We start from the raw sequence: 15,162 nt of genomic DNA, 5'->3' as shown, positions 1-15,162 counted from the left end.
TGTCGCACAACGAGGCCGAGGACATCTCGAAGGAATGGGCCGCAGCAGGCGCCGACGTTCTCCTCCATGCCGTCATCGAAACGGCGGAGATCGTCACCTGAAACCAAGCTCTCATTTGCCGGAAAAGCTTACGCTGCGTCGCCGCGGCAAATGATACCAGACCGCTGAAATGTCACCGGAAAGTGGTTACGTCTTTGCAGGAGGGCAACATAATGCCTTTCTGCAAGATAGCCCCGGCGGCACCCATGATTGCCGGAGAGCTTGCCTGTTGAGGGACAAGGAGTTCGGCAATGACAGATATCCGCAAGGTAACGGTGCTCGGCACGGGCGTTCTGGGTGCGCAGATCGCTTTCCAGACAGCCTATAGCGGCTTCGATGTCACCGCATACGACATCAATGAGGCAGCCCTTGAAAAAGCCCGCAAGCGTTTCGCCGGGCTGGTCGAGACCTACACGAAGGAAGTGCCGGGTGCGGCCGGCGGCAAGGCCGAAGCCACGCTGTCGCGCCTTTCTCTGTCCGCCGACCTTGCTGAAGCCGTCGCCGATGCGGATCTGGTGATCGAGGCCATTCCCGAGCTTCTCAGCCTCAAGCAGGAGACCTATGCGAAGCTTGGCGAACTGGCCCCGCAGAAGACCATCTTCGCCACCAACTCCTCGACGCTCCTGCCCAGCGCCATGAAGGATTCCACCGGCCGCCCCGACCGGTTTCTCGCCCTGCATTTCGCCAACAGCATCTGGAAGTTCAACACCGCGGAGGTGATGGGCACGGCCGACACCGATCCGGCCGTCTTCGACACGCTTGTGGAGTTTGCAGGCGAGATCGGCATGGTGCCGATCCCGGTGCGCAAGGAGAAGGCGGGCTATGTGCTGAACTCCCTGCTCGTCCCGCTCCTGAACGCCGCTGCCGAACTCGCCGCCGGCGGCTATGCGGAACCGCACGATGTGGACAAGGTCTGGCGCATCGCCACCGGCGCCCCGATGGGGCCGTTCCAGATCTACGACATCATCGGCCTGACCACGCCCTACAACATCCTGTCGCACGGCAACGAGCATCATCAGAAGCTGGCCGCGTGGCTGAAGGAAAACTACATCGACAAGGGCAAGCTCGGCATCGCAACCGGCGAGGGCTTTTACACCTATAAGGGCTGAACCCCGAAACCGACCTTGCCTGGCGATCGTCCTGCCCGCCCGGCAGGGCCTTTTCCGATCGCGCCCGATCAGCGCTCTATCGTGAAGCTGATCGGCACCGTGACGAAAGTGTTGACGTCCGGCGGGGGCTTGGGAACCGGCGAGGCCCGCCGCAGCAGACCGAGCACTTCCTCGTCCAGTTCCGGCACGCCGGACGGGCTGACCAGTTCGGGTGACACGATCGTCCCGTCCGGAGCGACGACGAAACGAACCTGCACCAGCCCCTCCTGCCGGCGTGACAGCGCCGCTTTCGGATAGCGCTTGCGCCGTTCGAGATGAGCGGCAAGACGCCCCAGCCATTTCTGCTCGGCCTGAACATTGCGGTTGACCCCGCGCATGGCCTCCATGGCAAGGGTGGCATCGGCATCATTGGCCAGTTTCAGCTCGTCCGCCTGCGGAATGTCGGGCAGCGGATCGTCTTCCAGTCCTCTGGCCTTTTCGACCTTCGATTTGTCAGGCGCGCTTTCCTCGACCTTTCGCGTTTCAGGGCTCGGGCGCTGCGCCGGCACGGGAATGCTGTCGGGCAGGGGCTCGGGCTGCACGACAGCTTCTTCCGGTTCGGGTTCCTCTACCTCTTCCACATCGTTTTGTTCCGGAACGGCTTCTTCCGGCGCATCCGCTTCCGGATCGCCCTTGCGGGCTTCCTGCGGTTCCTCATTCTCGGTGGTCGGATCCGCGACGAATTCGACCATGATCGCCATGGGCTCGGGTTCAGGAACCGGGTGATCTGCCGAAAAGGAAAAGGCAATCAGGACCATGCCCGCGCCAATATGCACGACCACGGAGATCAGAAATGCAAGCCAACGCGGAAACGCGGTTGCTTCCGGCACACGAGAACGACCCGGCTTCTGCGTAAGCAGCCGGCCGGCAGCTTTTCCCCGGACCCCTGAATTCATCCCCGTTGGCATCAAAACTGTTCATGGTCAGCGCGACATGATCCGGCGCTTCGGAGGGTGAGGCGATCCGAAAGCGTCGCCCTGCCATAAAGATGACTTCTAGTGTCATATTTTTCTGGTGAGCGGTAGACGTTCTTTTGAATATGGGATGAAATAGGTTCGTCAGGCGCTTATTTGTCAGTTGTGAGCGACATTCATTCGTAAGGGAAAAGTCATGCGCGCCTCCAGAATCGCCACGGCCATGCTGGCTGCCCTGCTGCTAGGCACTGCAGGTGCAGCGGCGGCGGTCAATGTCACATTTGTCAAACCGGAAAAATATCGGGACGAAGATTTCCGCAACGCGTCGAAGCGGGAAGGCGTGATCAGGGAGCTGACCCGCCATTTCGAGCGCCTGGACAAACGCTATCTCACCGCGGGCGAGAAGCTGGAAATCACCGTGCTCGATGCACGGCTGGCCGGGCGCTACGAGCGGTGGCAGCCGACATTCAATGATGTTCGTATCCTGAGGGACACAACGCCGCCGCGCTTCGTGATCCGTTACACGCTTCGCCAGAACGGCAAAATCATCGCCAGCGGCGAGGAAACCGTAAGCGACCTCAGCTATATGTGGCGCGCCTCTGCACGCAATTCCACCGAACGGCTCGCCTATGAAAAGGACATGCTGCGCGACTGGTTCCGAAAGCGCTTCGTCGAGCTGAAGCCGCCGCGCGGCTGAAATCCGCAGCGGAAGAGGCCTGACGCCTTTCCATTGCTTCAAGACCGGCACCCGGCACCATGTTATGTGCCGATGCCGGGAAACATCGGCCCTGCTACTCTCTGATGACCGACAGGGCTTCGTCGGCGATCACCTGTTCCTCATCCGTTGGAATCACGAAGACGGACACACGGCTCCCGGCGCTGCTGATCACCGGGGCATTGGCCTTGTTGGCCTCCGGGTCGACCGCGACGCCAAGCCATTGCAGCCTTTCGCACACATCGGCGCGCACGGCCGGCTGGTGCTCGCCAACGCCGGCGGTGAAGACGATGGCGTCCAGCCCGCCAAGCGTGGCGGCAAGCCGTGCCATCTCGCCGGCGATGCGGAAGGTGAACACCTCGATGGCCTCGCGGGCCTCAGGCCGGTCGCTTTCGAGCAGAACGCGGCTGTCGGCGCTGATGCCGGAAATGCCGAGCAGGCCGGACTTATTGTAGAGAATGTCCTCTACCTCGCCGAGCTTGCGCCCGCCAGCGGCCAGAAGGTGGAGCAGCACGCCCGCATCCAGCGCGCCGCAGCGCGTCGCCATGGGTATGCCGTCGAGCGTGGAAAAGCCCATGCTGGTGTCGCGGCTGACGCCGTTTTCCATGCCGCACAAGCTCGCGCCCGAGCCCAGATGGGCGGCCACCACCTTGCCAGCGGCAGCTCCGGCATCGCGGCGCGCCAGCTCACCGGCGATGAACTTGTAGGACAGGCCATGGAAGCCGTAGCGCTTAATGCCTTCATCATGCAGGGCGCGCGGCAGGGCGAAACGCCGCACGACATCCGCGTTTGTGCCATGAAAAGCCGTGTCGAACGAAGCCGTTTGACGAATGCCCGGTCGAAGGCGCGCAATGGCGTCGATCAGCCTCAACGCCTGCGGCTGGTGCAGCGGGGCCAGCTCGACCAGTTTCCCGATCTGCGTAAGGCTCTCGTCATCGATAGCGACCGGCCCGTCGAACAGGTCGCCGCCATGCACCACGCGATGGCCGATGGCCGCGACATCATCGAGATCATAATGCCATGACAGGCGCTCGAACGCTTCGCCGAGAACGGCATCCAGTTCCTCGCCCGGCTGTGCTTCCAGTTCCACGTCGAACCGATCCGGCCCCTCCGAGAGCTGGAAACGAAGTGGCGTCTGACGAAAGTCGATCATGCCCTTGCCGATACGCCGGACTTTGCCCTGATCGAGCGCGAACAGGCCGATCTTCACCGTCGAGGAACCGGCATTGAAGGTTACAAGCATTTTCTGGCTCATGCCGGCAGCTTCCCCGCGAGAGACTTTCTGGCCGCAACCAGCTTTGCGAGAGCCGCCGAGGCGATCCGCGCGCTGAGCGGATCGGAACGGCTGGTCAGCACGATCGGCACGCGCGCGCCAAGCACAAGCCCGGCCGCAGTCGCGCCGGCAAAATGGATAAGCTGCTTGGCAAGCATGTTGCCCGATTCCAGATCGGGCGTAAGCAGTATGTCGGCCTGACCGGCCACATCGGAAACGATGCCCTTCATCTTCGCCGCATCCATGCTTACGGCATTGTCGAAGGCCAGAGGACCGTCGACCTTGCCGCCGGTGATCTGCCCGCGCGCGGCCATAACCGTGAGCGCGGCGGCATCGAGCGTGACCTGCATCTTGGGGTTCACCGTCTCCACGGCGGCGAGAACCGCGACGCGCGGCGTCTCGACGCCCAGTATCCGCAGAAGGTCGATCGCGTTCTGGCAAATGTCGCGCTTCTGCTCCAGCGTCGGCTGGATATTGATGGCCGCATCGGTGATGATGATCGGCTTGGAATAGGCGGGCACATCCATGCCATACGCATGGCTGATGCGCCGCTCGGTGCGCAGGCCGGAATCCTTCGCCACCACGGCACCCAGCAATTCGTCGGAATGCAGGCTGCCCTTGACCAGCACCGAAACCTTGCCCGCCACCGCCAGTTCGACGGCGCGGGCTGCCGCGGCGTGGCTGTGCTCGACCGCTTCGATGGTAATTCCGGCAAGATCGACGCCTGCAGCTTCCGCCGCCGCCCGGATCTTTTCCTCCGGGCCGATCAGCAGGGGGTCGAAAAGCCCTTCGTCGCGCACCTCCACGGCACCCAGAATGGCAGCCGTGGAACAGGGATGCACGATGGCCGCACGCACTGTGGGAAGACTTCTGGCCTCACGCACGAAAGCCTCGTAGCGGTCGTGCCGCCTCAATGAGACATCGGGCAGCCGTGTCGCCTGCCATTCCACCGAACGGGAGGGAGCAATCACTGTCGCGACCCCGGACAGCACGTCCTCGCCTTTCTGATTGGTGCAGATGGTATCGAGCAGAACAATGTTCTTGTCGGCCCGCTTCTCCGTCACCTTCACCGTCGCGGTGACCGTATCGCCGGGAGCGACCGGCTTCAGGAAATGGAACTCCTGTCCAAGATATATGGTGCCCGGGCCGGGCAGCCTGGTGCCGAGCACGGCCGACACCAGCGCGCCGGTCCACATGCCATGGGCAACGATGTGGCCGAACAGGTCGGTGGACGCGAAAGCGGCATCGAGATGGGCAGGGTTTACATCGCCTGACACCGTCGCAAACAGCTCGATGTCGTCACGGCCGACAACCCGCACGATGGAGGCGCTGTCGCCGATCTGCAACTGGTCGAAGGTGCGGTTGGTCAGAAGCTGGGTCTGCATGATCATCCTATCGCTGAAAGACATAGGTGCCGGGGGCGTCTTCAAGAGGCGCATAGCCCTTTTCGGCGGCGCCGGTTGAAGGCGGAGCGACCCTCTCTTTCGTCGAGCGCTCAAGCAGCCAGTCCGACCATTCGAGCCACCACGAACCGTCTTTCGCCGAAGCTGCCTCGACCCATTCCTGCGGATCGAGATAGGGATCATGCTGGCGCCGCTCGGCAATGCGGTAGCGGCGCCCCTTGTGGCCGGGCTCACTGACGATGCCGGCATTGTGGCCGCCGCTGGTCAGCACGAAGACAAGATCGCCATCGGTGAGCTGGTGGATCTTGTAGACGGATTGCCATGGAGCAACATGGTCCCGCTCGGTGCCGACGACGAACATCGGAACGCGCACGTTCTGCATCGCGGCGGGGCGTCCCTCAACCATGAAGCGCGCCGTGGCCAGTTCGTTGTCGAGATAAAGCCGCTTCAGATATTCGGCATGCATCTTATAGGGCATGCGCGTGGGGTCCGCGTTCCACGCCATGAGGTCGTTCATGGTCGTGCGTTCGCCCAGCATGTAATCGCGCACGATGCGCGACCAGATCAGGTCGTTGGAACGCAGAAGCTGGAACGCTCCGGCCATCTGGTCGGAAGACAGATAGCCACGGTTCCACATCATGCTTTCAAGGAAATGCAGCTGGCTGTGGTCGATGAACAACGCAAGCTCGCCGGGTTCCGCGAAATCGGTCTGCGCGGCAAACAGGGTCAGCGAGGCAAGGCGATCATCATTGCGCTGCGCCATCGCCGCGGCTGCGATCGAAAGCAGCGTGCCGCCAAGACAATATCCTGTGGCATGGATCTTACGGTCCGGCACGATCGCATTGATGGCATCGAGCGCGGCCATGACGCCGAGCTTGCGATAGTCGTCCATGGTCAGGTTGCGGTCATCGGCGGTCGGATTGCGCCAAGAGATGCAGAAAACCGTGTGGCCCTTCTCCACCAGATAGCGCACCAGCGAATTGTGCGGGGACAGGTCGAGAATATAGTATTTCATGATCCACGCAGGCACGATCAGAACCGGCTCGGCCAGAACCTTGTCCGTCGCGGGTTCATACTGGATCAGTTCGATCAGATGGTTGCGATAAATCACCTTGCCCGGTGTGGCGGCGACTTCCTCTCCCGGCGTGAAATTCTCCGTCCCGACCGGCGGCCGGCCCGATAGGGTGCGGGCGGCGTCTTCCAGCCAGTTCTGGAAGCCCTTCACGAAATTGGTGCCGCCCGCCTCCAGAGTTCTGGCCAGCACTTCGGGATTGGTCAGGGGGTTGTTGGACGGCGAGAGCATATCCAGCATCTGCCGCGCCGTGAAGGACACGACGTCCTCATGGTGCGGGGTTACGCCCGGCACCTCATGGGTCGCGTTGTGCCACCATTGCTGCGCGAGCAGGAAGGACTGGGCGAAAGACGAGAAGGGCTGCTGCGACCAGGCCTGCGCCTTGAAACGATAATCTCCCGGCAGCGGCTCTATGCAGGGCGGCGTTTCGGGATCGACGGCGGCGGCTGCCAGATAGGTGGAAAGCCGGGCAGATTTGCGGATGGCCTTATCAATGAGTTCAAGCCGTTTGCCGGGCGCGGCGGCAAGATGGATGTTCCAGTCGATGAGCGCCAGAGCGAGCGAGGCCGGCGACAGCCCCCCGGTGAGATGCGCGCTCAGCGCCTCGCGCATCTGGTCGATGGCACGGTAGGCTTCGGACGAGACGCTCTCGTCAATCGCCCGCGGAATAACGGCATTTTTGCTGGTCTTCCGAAGCTGCGTCTGGCTCCTGGCAGGCGCCTTGTTCCGCGGAGATGTTTGAGCACTCACTGGATTCACCTTTCCATAGAGGAGAAGAAGGGGTGGCACATGGGCCGTTGCCCAGCAGCTGACCAAGTGCCAGCACGAAGAGACGTTCGGTCTCGCCGTCATCACCTTCGAGTAGCGGTTCGCTGCCGATGACGTCATGCAGAATGCTGACACCGGCAAAGAAAGCGGCCACCAGGGCGGCCTGGCGTTTCGACACATGCGGATGAGCGGCAATCATAGGGCCGATGAAATCTTCCATCAGCACCTCACGCAGCACCTGCGAGGCATCAGGACTGGAGAAGGATCGGAAAACAATGTCCAGCATGCGGACTTCATTTTGCGGCTCGTCGCCCAGCGTCTGCCGTGCAAGGGTGGCGGCGAGTTCCTGAATGTTGCCGGCAAACATCCAGTCCGGCCGCATGGCCGCACGGATGGACGCCCGGAACAGATTTTCCTTGGAACCGAAGCAGCGGTGGACATAGGCCACATCCACACCGACATCGGACGCCAGATCGCGCAGCGAGGTGGTGCTGTAAGACTGGGTCGCGAAACGCGCCATGGCAGCCCTGAGAATGCGCTCGCGGGTGTTTCCGCCAGAGCTGGCGGCTGCTGTTCTGACTGGCGCTATGTGGGGAACGGTCATCTGGGAATTCTTCGTGGCCTCATGCTTTCGCGATACAGCTTGCTTCTATCGGCAATGGAGGTCAACATTGTTGACATAGATCAATGACGATTCATCCGCTTCGGTGAATCCTGGGGTCGAAGGTTCTCATCATTGCGAGGAGTGGACGATCATGGCCGAGGGGAAACCGACTGAAGCGCAGACGCATTACGCCCGCTTTCCATCCCTGTTTCGACCCGACTGGCTTGCCGTGGCAACAGCCGCACAGGTGCGGTTCGGCGTCGGCCTCTGGGGTGGCGTGCTCAGCACCACAGCCAAACAGCTCCAGTATCAGGCCGATTATCTGAAAAAGCTTTCGGAAGCCGAGCAGCCGTCCGATGCGGTCAAGAGCAGCAGGGAATTCGTGCAGAAGGTCGTCAGCAGCGTCGCCGCCGAAGGGCGGCAGGTGTTCGACAGGAATGTCGCGCTCATTGCCGCTTCACGACAGGTCGGCTGATCCGGGCACGTTAAACCTTCAGGTAAGGAAAGAGCAAGCAACAGGTTGCACTCTCCGGATTTGAAGATACCGTCATCCGCGACTTAACGACTCGAAGTAAATCGAAACATCCGTTTCACTTCGAGGGACACCGAATTTAAGTATCATGACCGCCGGTTCGCGGCGGATCAGGCAGCGAGGGGATCAAGTGAAATATATCCTGTCCGGTCCGGCGCGGGTTTCTCCGTTCGCGCCCTCTTTCGAGTGCGGGCTCATCGCCGCCGCAAATGCAGAGGTTACAGCATCATGAAATCTGCCAAGAACTGGATTGTGGCCATAGTGGTCGCCGCAGTGGTTGCGGGAGGCTACTATTTCTGGCGGTTCTACGATGGTTCCGGACTGCCTGACGGCATTGTCGCGGGCAACGGGCGCATAGAGGCTGTGGAGATAGACATCTCCGCGCGAACGCCCGGCCGCATCAAGGAGATTCTTGCCGACGAAGGCATGTTCGTGGAGGCCGGACAGGTTCTGGCCCGCATGGATACCGAACAGATGGAAGCGCAGCGGCGCCAGCTGGAAGCGCAGCTCAAGCGGGCTTCGATCGGCATCGAAACGGCGGGCGCCCTGGTCAAGCAGCGCAATGCCGAGAACGCTGCCGCGCAGGCCGTGGTCGCCCAGCGCGAGGCGCAGCAGGACGTCATCGACAAGAAACTGGTCCGCTCCGAGCAGCTTGCCCGCACCGGCAATCTTTCGCAGCAGCTTCTGGACAATGACCGCGCAGCTGCGCTGGAGGCGGCAGCAGCCGTCAATGCAGCCCGTGCCCAGCTTGCGGCAACGGAGGCCGGCATCAGCGCCGCGCAGGCACAGGTCGTCGATGCGGAGGCTGCCGTGGATGCAGCCAGGGCAGCGATCGAGAGCATCACCGCCGACATCAATGATGCCGTCCTGCGTTCACCGCGCGATGGCCGCGTCCAGTACCGCGTGGCGCAGCCCGGAGAAGTTATCGCCAGCGGCGGCCGCGTGCTCAATCTGGTCAATGTCGGCGATGTCTACATGACCTTCTTCCTGCCGACGGCACAGGCCGGGCGCGTGGCCATGGGCACCGAAGTGCGCATCGTGCTGGATGCGGTCCCGCAGTATGTCATCCCCGCCAAGGTGAGCTTCGTCGCCGACGTCGCCCAGTTCACGCCGAAGACCGTGGAAACGGAAGAAGAGCGCCAGAAGCTGATGTTCCGCGTCAAGGCACAGATTTCGCCTGAACTTCTGCGCGAATATATCCAGTATGTGAAGACCGGGCTGCCGGGTGTCGCCTATGTCAAGCTGGACCCTGAAGCCGAATGGCCGGCACAGCTGCGCGAGGTCGTCAAGCCGTGACCATGGATGCTGCCGAAGCCGTGGCGCCGTCAGACGAAAAGCCAGATGGCAAATTCGTCGCGCGGTTGCAGAATGTCGGCCTGAGCTACGGCGAGACACGGGCGCTGGACGGGATCAACATCGAGATCCCGGCCGGGTGCATGGTCGGCCTGATCGGTCCCGACGGCGTAGGCAAATCGAGCCTGCTGTCGCTGATCGCGGGTGCCCGCGTGGTTCAGGAGGGACAGGTCGAGGTGCTGGGCGGCGATATCGCCGACCGGCGGCACCGGCGCGAGGCCTATTCCAGCATCGCCTACATGCCGCAGGGCCTCGGCCGCAATCTCTACCCGACCTTGTCGGTGTTCGAGAACATCGACTTCTTCGGCCGCCTGTTCGGCCACTCGAAGGAAGAGCGCCAGCACCGCATCGACACGCTTCTGGCACGCACCGGCATGTCGCCTTTCGCGACGCGGCCGGCCGGCAAGCTTTCCGGCGGCATGAAGCAGAAAACCAGCCTGTGCTGTTCGCTGATCCACGATCCTGACCTCCTCATTCTCGACGAACCGACCACGGGCGTCGATCCGCTGTCGCGCGGGCAGTTCTGGGAGCTGATTGACGATATTCGCGGCGAGCGCGAAGGCATGAGCGTCATCGTCGCCACAGCCTACATGGAAGAGGCCGAGCGCTTCGACTGGCTGGTGGCCATGGACGACGGCAAGATCCTCGCCACCGGCACACCGGCGGAACTGCTGGCCAGGACCGGCACCGACAATCTGGATGCGGCTTTCGTGGCGCTGCTGCCGGAAGAAAAGCGCAGAGGCCACAAGCAGGTGGTGATCCCGCCACGGCCGGCCGATGCCGCCAGCGACATTGCCATCGGCGCGAAGAACGTCACAGTTCGCTTCGGCAACTTTACGGCCGTCGACAATGTGAGCTTCGAGATCCCGCGCGGCGAGATTTTTGGCTTCCTCGGTTCAAATGGCTGCGGCAAGAGCACCACCATGAAGGTGCTGACCGGGCTGTTGCCGGCCAGTGAAGGCACTGCCATGCTGTTCGGCAAGGAAGTCGACACGCGCGACATGGAGATACGCCGGCGCGTCGGCTATATGAGCCAGGCTTTCTCGCTCTATTCCGAGCTTACCGTCCGCCAGAATCTTGAGCTTCATGCGCGCCTGTTCGCCATGGCGCCTGAAACCATTCCCGGCCGCATCGAGGAAATGGTGCGCCGTTTCGATCTCGGCGCCGTTATGGAAGCGCTGCCCGAAGCGCTGCCGCTCGGCATCCGCCAGCGCCTGTCGCTGGCCGTGGCGCTGATTCACTCGCCTGAAATCCTGATCCTCGACGAGCCGACATCCGGTGTCGATCCGGTGGCGCGTGATGCATTCTGGGAAATCCTCGCAGAACTGTCGCGCAAGGACGGCGTCACCATTTTCGTCTCGACTCACTTCATGAACGAAGCAGCGCTCTGCGACCGCATCTCGCTCATGCATGCCGGCAAGGTGCTGGTGTCCGACACGCCGGACGGGATCATCAGACGCAAGGGCGCGCAAACGCTTGAAGAAGCTTTTGTTGCCTATCTGGAAGAGGCGATCGGCGACGCAGGCCAGCCGCAGGCCGCGGCAGTCACGCCCATTGAGCCAGAATCTGAACCCGGGAAAACTTCCGATCAGCGTTTTTTCAGTTTCCGCCGAATGTTCGCCTATACCCAGCGTGAGGCGCTGGAACTGCGCCGCGACCCGATCCGCGCCAGCCTTGCTATCATCGGATCGGTGCTTCTGATGTTCGTCGTCAGCTTCGGCATCAGCATGGATGTGGAGGACCTGTCCTTCGCGGTGCTCGACCGCGACGACACCACCATCAGCCGCGACTACGCACTTCAGCTCGCCGGCTCACGCTACTTCATCGAAAAGGAGCCGATCAGGGACTATGAAGACCTCGACCAGCGAATGACCAGCGGCAAGCTCAGCCTCGCCATCGAAATTCCGCCCGGCTTCGGGCGGGATGTCGCGCGCGGCAGCAATGTCCAGATCGGCGCATGGATCGACGGCGCCATGCCCACGCGCGCCGAAACCGTCCGGGGTTATGTGCAGGGCGTGCATCAGACATGGCTGATGCAGAAGGCACGCGAAATCTATGGCGATGCCGCCACGGCCGGAAAGTTCCAGCTCGAAGTACGCTACCGCTACAATCCCGACGTCCAGAGCCTCGTGGCGATCGTTCCTGCCATCATCCCGATCCTGCTTCTGATGATACCGGCCATGCTGGCGGTGCTGAGCGTGGTGCGCGAAAAGGAACTGGGTTCCATCGTCAACTTCTATGTGACGCCGGTAACCCGCACGGAGTTCCTGCTTGGCAAGCAACTGCCTTATGTGGCGCTTGCCATGCTGAACTTCGTGATGCTGTCCTTCTTCGCCGTCTACATATTCGGCGTGCCGTTCACGGGAAGCTTCGCGGCCTATACGGCAGCGGCCCTGCTTTATGTGATCTTCACCACCGGCATGGGACTGGTGATCTCCACATTCATCGAAAGCCAGATCGCCGCGATCTTCGGCACGGCGCTGCTCACGCTCATCCCGGCGGTGCAGTATTCCGGCCTCATCGACCCGGTCTCGTCATTGCAGGGTTTCGGCGCCGTTATCGGCAACATTTACCCGACGACCTATTTCGTCAACATCTCGCGCGGCGCCTTCTCGAAGGCGCTGGAATTCGCCGACCTCGCCCCGCAATTCATCCCGCTGCTGATTGCCGTGCCGGTGCTCTTCATCCTCGGCATCGTGCTCCTGAAAAAACAGGCGTCCTGATCCATGCGTGTTGCCAACATCTACAATCTGGGCGTGAAAGAACTGCGTGGCCTCGGCCGCGACAAGATGCTGTTGTTCCTGATCGTCTACGCCTTCACGGTCGCGATCTATACGGCGGTGACGGCCATGCCCGAGACGCTCAACCGCGCCGCCATCGCCATCGTCGACGAGGACCAGTCGCCGGTGTCTTCGCGCATCACCACGGCGTTCTATCCCCCCTATTTCGTGGTGCCGAAGCTGATCGACCAGTCCGAGATGGACGCGCGCATGGATGCCGGAAGCGACACCTTCGCGCTCGACATTCCGCCGAATTTTCAGCGCGACCTGCTGGCCGGGCGCTCGCCTTCGATCCAGCTCAACATCGATGCCACCCGCGTCAGCCAAGCCTTCACCGGCGGCAGTTATGTGCAGTCGATCGTCACCAGCGAAGTCAATGAGTTCCTCAACCGCCACCGGGGAACCACGGAAATTCCCGTCGACCTCGCCTTGCGGGCCCGCTTCAACCCCGAACTCAACAAGGGCTGGTTCGGCGCGCTGTCGAATGTGATTTCATCGGTTACCATGCTCTCCATCGTGCTCACCGGCGCCGCACTCATCCGCGAACGCGAACATGGCACGATCGAGCATCTGCTCGTCATGCCGGTCACGCCGACCGAGATCATGATCAGCAAGGTGCTGTCGATGGGGCTGGTGGTGCTGGCCGCCACGGCCGCCTCCATCGTTTTCGTGGTGCAGGGCGTGCTCGATATTCCCATTCAGGGGTCGGTGGCGCTATTCCTGCTTGGCGCGGCGGTGCATCTCTTCGCCACGACCTCGATGGGCATTTTCCTTGCCACCATGGCAGGCTCGATGCCGCAGTTCGGCTTGCTGCTGATGCTCATCCTGCTCCCGCTGCAGGTGCTCTCGGGCGGTCTCACGCCGCGCGAGAGCATGCCGCAGATCGTGCAGGACATCATGCTGGCCGCGCCCAACACGCATTTCGTCATTCTGGCGCAGGGCGTGCTCTTCCGCGGCGCGGGTCTGGATGTGGTCTGGCCTCAGATACTGGCTCTGTTCGTGATCGGCTCGGTGCTTTTCATGCTCTCGCTGCGACGCTTCCGAAACTATCTGCGCTGATTTACCCGTCCGGGCGGATAACCGGAAAAATATGCCGCCGCCAGGTCGTAGCCTGCCCCGCAAGGGGCAGGCGGATTTCATGCCGCTGTCAGCCGGCTGCGCGGTCCCCGATTTCGTAGCTGCGGATCATATCCTACAGCTGTTCGGCGCGCAGTTGTTCGGCGCTTTTGGGAGAAAGCAGGCCGGGGGCCACATCGAACACGGTCTTGGCGCCATATTGCCCCATCTGGTGGAGGCGATGCACGGCACGCGCATAAGCCACCAGAACACTGGCCGTGAATTCGGGATTACTCTCCAGTTTCAGGCTGTATTCTATCGTTTGTTTTGTTCCGGCCGCTGTGTTGCCGCTGCGGATGACGAAGCCGCCATGCGACATCGCCGAATGATCCCTGGCCAGTTCCGCCGCACTGATGAAATTCACCGTTGTGTCATAGTCGGCAAAATAGTGCGGCATCTTGATGATCGTGTCGCGCACCTGATCCGCATCCGCGCCCTCGTCCAGCACCACGAAACATTCGCGATTGTGTTTTTCCCGCGTGGTCAGAACGCGCCTCGCGCCGCTTCGGGCCTGTTCAACCGCGGCCGGAACCGGACGCGTATATTGCACCGCGCCGGCCACACCGGGGATGCGGCGCACCGCATCGGAATGCCCCTGGCTCAGGCCGTCACCCCAGAACGTATAGGTGTCGCCATTGGGCAGCAGGGCTTCGCCGACAACGCGGTTGATGGAGAACATTCCCGGATCCCATCCGGCGGAAATCAGCGCAGTTCTGCCGCCAGACCGTGCCGATGCATCCATAGCGGCGAAGTATTCCGGGATACGCGCATGCGTATCGAAGCTGTCGACAGTGTTGAAAAGGGCAGCCAGCTCAGGCCCTTGTTGCGGCAGATCCTCTTTGGATCCCCCGCACAGGATCAGCACGTCAATGTGATCCGCATGGCCCGATATCTCCGCCATGGAGAATACCGGCGTTGCCGGGCACTTCGGGCTGAGCTGTTCAGGTGCGCGCCGCGTGAAGATGCCCACAAGGCTCATGTCGGGGTTGTGCGGCATCGCCGCTTCAACACCTCTTCCGAGATTACCATGGCCGGCGATGGCAACACGGATGGGCTGGGGCATGCTCATGATCGTCATTCCTGATGGGGAGATGATTCCTCTGAAACGGCGAGGAAGCGAAGAACGGCAAGGCAATACCGAATCGGAGAAACATTTCAAGAAGCGCAGGGCGCCGTTCCGGCATCGCCCGCAACAGCAGTCGCTCCGGCGTTCTACTACCGTCGGCATGACTGCCAATTAATTGACCGGCTAATAATTATGAGCCGTACTGCTACTCCTGATATTTCTGAATGTCAGCGCGCAGGCAAACCAGCCGTAGATACAGTCTGCGCTTCTCCCATTCGGTGTTCGGGGAAAAAGCAAGGGTATCGCGAATTGCGGAGGTAGCGAGCCGCTACTGTTGCCGTGATGTGACAGTTGCCGATATTCATCCGCCCACCGACAA

General features: G+C 61.8%; 12 protein-coding genes. 6 read left to right on the top strand and 6 right to left on the bottom strand.

Annotation, left to right across the window (positions count from 1 at the left end; genetic code table 11):
- Positions 1 to 290 precede the first annotated feature (290 nt).
- Positions 291 to 1,148 carry a 3-hydroxyacyl-CoA dehydrogenase gene (locus HNR59_RS20235; RefSeq protein ID WP_183833067.1) on the top strand — a complete coding sequence of 286 codons (858 nt, stop codon included), beginning with the start codon at positions 291 to 293 and terminating at the stop codon, positions 1,146 to 1,148.
- Positions 1,149 to 1,216: 68 nt separating this feature from the next.
- Here HNR59_RS20235 and HNR59_RS20230 read toward each other — a convergent pair whose 3' ends face one another.
- Positions 1,217 to 1,945, bottom strand: coding sequence for an energy transducer TonB (locus tag HNR59_RS20230; protein ID WP_183833066.1), 729 nt, complete (start codon positions 1,943 to 1,945; stop codon positions 1,217 to 1,219).
- A gap of 352 nt (positions 1,946 to 2,297) precedes the next feature.
- Between HNR59_RS20230 and HNR59_RS20225 the strand changes: the two genes are divergently transcribed.
- Positions 2,298 to 2,798 carry a DUF3016 domain-containing protein gene (locus tag HNR59_RS20225; protein ID WP_183833065.1) on the top strand — a complete coding sequence of 167 codons (501 nt, stop codon included), beginning with the start codon at positions 2,298 to 2,300 and terminating at the stop codon, positions 2,796 to 2,798.
- 94 nt (positions 2,799 to 2,892) lie between these two features.
- Here HNR59_RS20225 and HNR59_RS20220 read toward each other — a convergent pair whose 3' ends face one another.
- The 4 genes from HNR59_RS20220 to HNR59_RS20205 are packed head-to-tail and all read right to left on the bottom strand — an operon-like array spanning position 2,893 to position 7,936.
- The gene (locus tag HNR59_RS20220) at positions 2,893 to 4,071 is read right to left on the bottom strand and encodes an acetate/propionate family kinase (RefSeq protein WP_183833064.1); all 1,179 of its coding nucleotides are present in this window, start codon (positions 4,069 to 4,071) and stop codon (positions 2,893 to 2,895) included.
- Complete coding sequence (locus HNR59_RS20215; RefSeq protein WP_183833063.1) at positions 4,068 to 5,474, bottom strand: bifunctional enoyl-CoA hydratase/phosphate acetyltransferase; 1,407 nt, start codon at positions 5,472 to 5,474, stop codon at positions 4,068 to 4,070. The genes HNR59_RS20220 and HNR59_RS20215 overlap by 4 nt, the downstream gene beginning before the upstream one ends.
- Before the next feature lie 7 nt (positions 5,475 to 5,481).
- Complete coding sequence (locus HNR59_RS20210; RefSeq protein WP_343060880.1) at positions 5,482 to 7,233, bottom strand: PHA/PHB synthase family protein; 1,752 nt, start codon at positions 7,231 to 7,233, stop codon at positions 5,482 to 5,484.
- Positions 7,217 to 7,936 (bottom strand): TetR/AcrR family transcriptional regulator, encoded by a 720-nt coding sequence (locus HNR59_RS20205; RefSeq protein WP_183833061.1) that lies wholly within the window; start codon positions 7,934 to 7,936, stop codon positions 7,217 to 7,219. Before HNR59_RS20205 ends, HNR59_RS20210 begins: the two co-directional genes overlap by 17 nt.
- A gap of 151 nt (positions 7,937 to 8,087) precedes the next feature.
- Between HNR59_RS20205 and HNR59_RS20200 the strand changes: the two genes are divergently transcribed.
- The 4 genes from HNR59_RS20200 (at position 8,088) to HNR59_RS20185 (ending at position 13,660) form a co-directional block, all read left to right on the top strand.
- Positions 8,088 to 8,411 carry a hypothetical protein gene (locus tag HNR59_RS20200; protein WP_183833059.1) on the top strand — a complete coding sequence of 108 codons (324 nt, stop codon included), beginning with the start codon at positions 8,088 to 8,090 and terminating at the stop codon, positions 8,409 to 8,411.
- A gap of 285 nt (positions 8,412 to 8,696) precedes the next feature.
- Positions 8,697 to 9,764: an HlyD family secretion protein gene (locus tag HNR59_RS20195; RefSeq protein ID WP_183833057.1), complete on the top strand. Its 1,068-nt coding sequence runs from the start codon at positions 8,697 to 8,699 to the stop codon at positions 9,762 to 9,764.
- A 2-nt stretch (positions 9,765 to 9,766) separates the two neighbouring features.
- Positions 9,767 to 12,544, top strand: coding sequence for a ribosome-associated ATPase/putative transporter RbbA (rbbA, locus tag HNR59_RS20190; RefSeq protein ID WP_183833084.1), 2,778 nt, complete (start codon positions 9,767 to 9,769; stop codon positions 12,542 to 12,544).
- Between the two features lie 3 nt (positions 12,545 to 12,547).
- Positions 12,548 to 13,660, top strand: coding sequence for an ABC transporter permease (locus HNR59_RS20185; RefSeq protein ID WP_183833055.1), 1,113 nt, complete (start codon positions 12,548 to 12,550; stop codon positions 13,658 to 13,660).
- A gap of 133 nt (positions 13,661 to 13,793) precedes the next feature.
- Here the strand turns inward: HNR59_RS20185 and HNR59_RS20180 are convergent, their stop codons facing one another.
- Positions 13,794 to 14,945 (bottom strand): diaminopimelate dehydrogenase, encoded by a 1,152-nt coding sequence (locus HNR59_RS20180; RefSeq protein ID WP_246374889.1) that lies wholly within the window; start codon positions 14,943 to 14,945, stop codon positions 13,794 to 13,796.
- Positions 14,946 to 15,162 lie beyond the last annotated feature (217 nt).

This window comes from Aquamicrobium lusatiense, from assembly GCF_014201615.1.
GTDB classification, from domain to species: domain Bacteria; phylum Pseudomonadota; class Alphaproteobacteria; order Rhizobiales; family Rhizobiaceae; genus Mesorhizobium; species Mesorhizobium lusatiense.
The sequence above is the reverse complement of the archived record's forward strand: the minus strand, read 5'-3'. Positions and strand labels throughout refer to the sequence as shown.

Coding starts and splice junctions, on each gene's coding strand:
- HNR59_RS20195 (WP_183833057.1), top strand. CDS start 8,697: ATGAAATCTGCCAAGAACTGGATTGTGGCCATAGTGGTCGCCGCAGTG.
- rbbA (WP_183833084.1), top strand. CDS start 9,767: ATGGATGCTGCCGAAGCCGTGGCGCCGTCAGACGAAAAGCCAGATGGC.
- HNR59_RS20230 (WP_183833066.1), bottom strand. CDS start 1,945: ATGGTCCTGATTGCCTTTTCCTTTTCGGCAGATCACCCGGTTCCTGAA.
- HNR59_RS20185 (WP_183833055.1), top strand. CDS start 12,548: ATGCGTGTTGCCAACATCTACAATCTGGGCGTGAAAGAACTGCGTGGC.
- HNR59_RS20200 (WP_183833059.1), top strand. CDS start 8,088: ATGGCCGAGGGGAAACCGACTGAAGCGCAGACGCATTACGCCCGCTTT.
- HNR59_RS20235 (WP_183833067.1), top strand. CDS start 291: ATGACAGATATCCGCAAGGTAACGGTGCTCGGCACGGGCGTTCTGGGT.
- HNR59_RS20180 (WP_246374889.1), bottom strand. CDS start 14,945: ATGCCGACGGTAGTAGAACGCCGGAGCGACTGCTGTTGCGGGCGATGC.
- HNR59_RS20225 (WP_183833065.1), top strand. CDS start 2,298: ATGCGCGCCTCCAGAATCGCCACGGCCATGCTGGCTGCCCTGCTGCTA.
- HNR59_RS20215 (WP_183833063.1), bottom strand. CDS start 5,474: ATGCAGACCCAGCTTCTGACCAACCGCACCTTCGACCAGTTGCAGATC.
- HNR59_RS20220 (WP_183833064.1), bottom strand. CDS start 4,071: ATGAGCCAGAAAATGCTTGTAACCTTCAATGCCGGTTCCTCGACGGTG.
- HNR59_RS20205 (WP_183833061.1), bottom strand. CDS start 7,936: ATGACCGTTCCCCACATAGCGCCAGTCAGAACAGCAGCCGCCAGCTCT.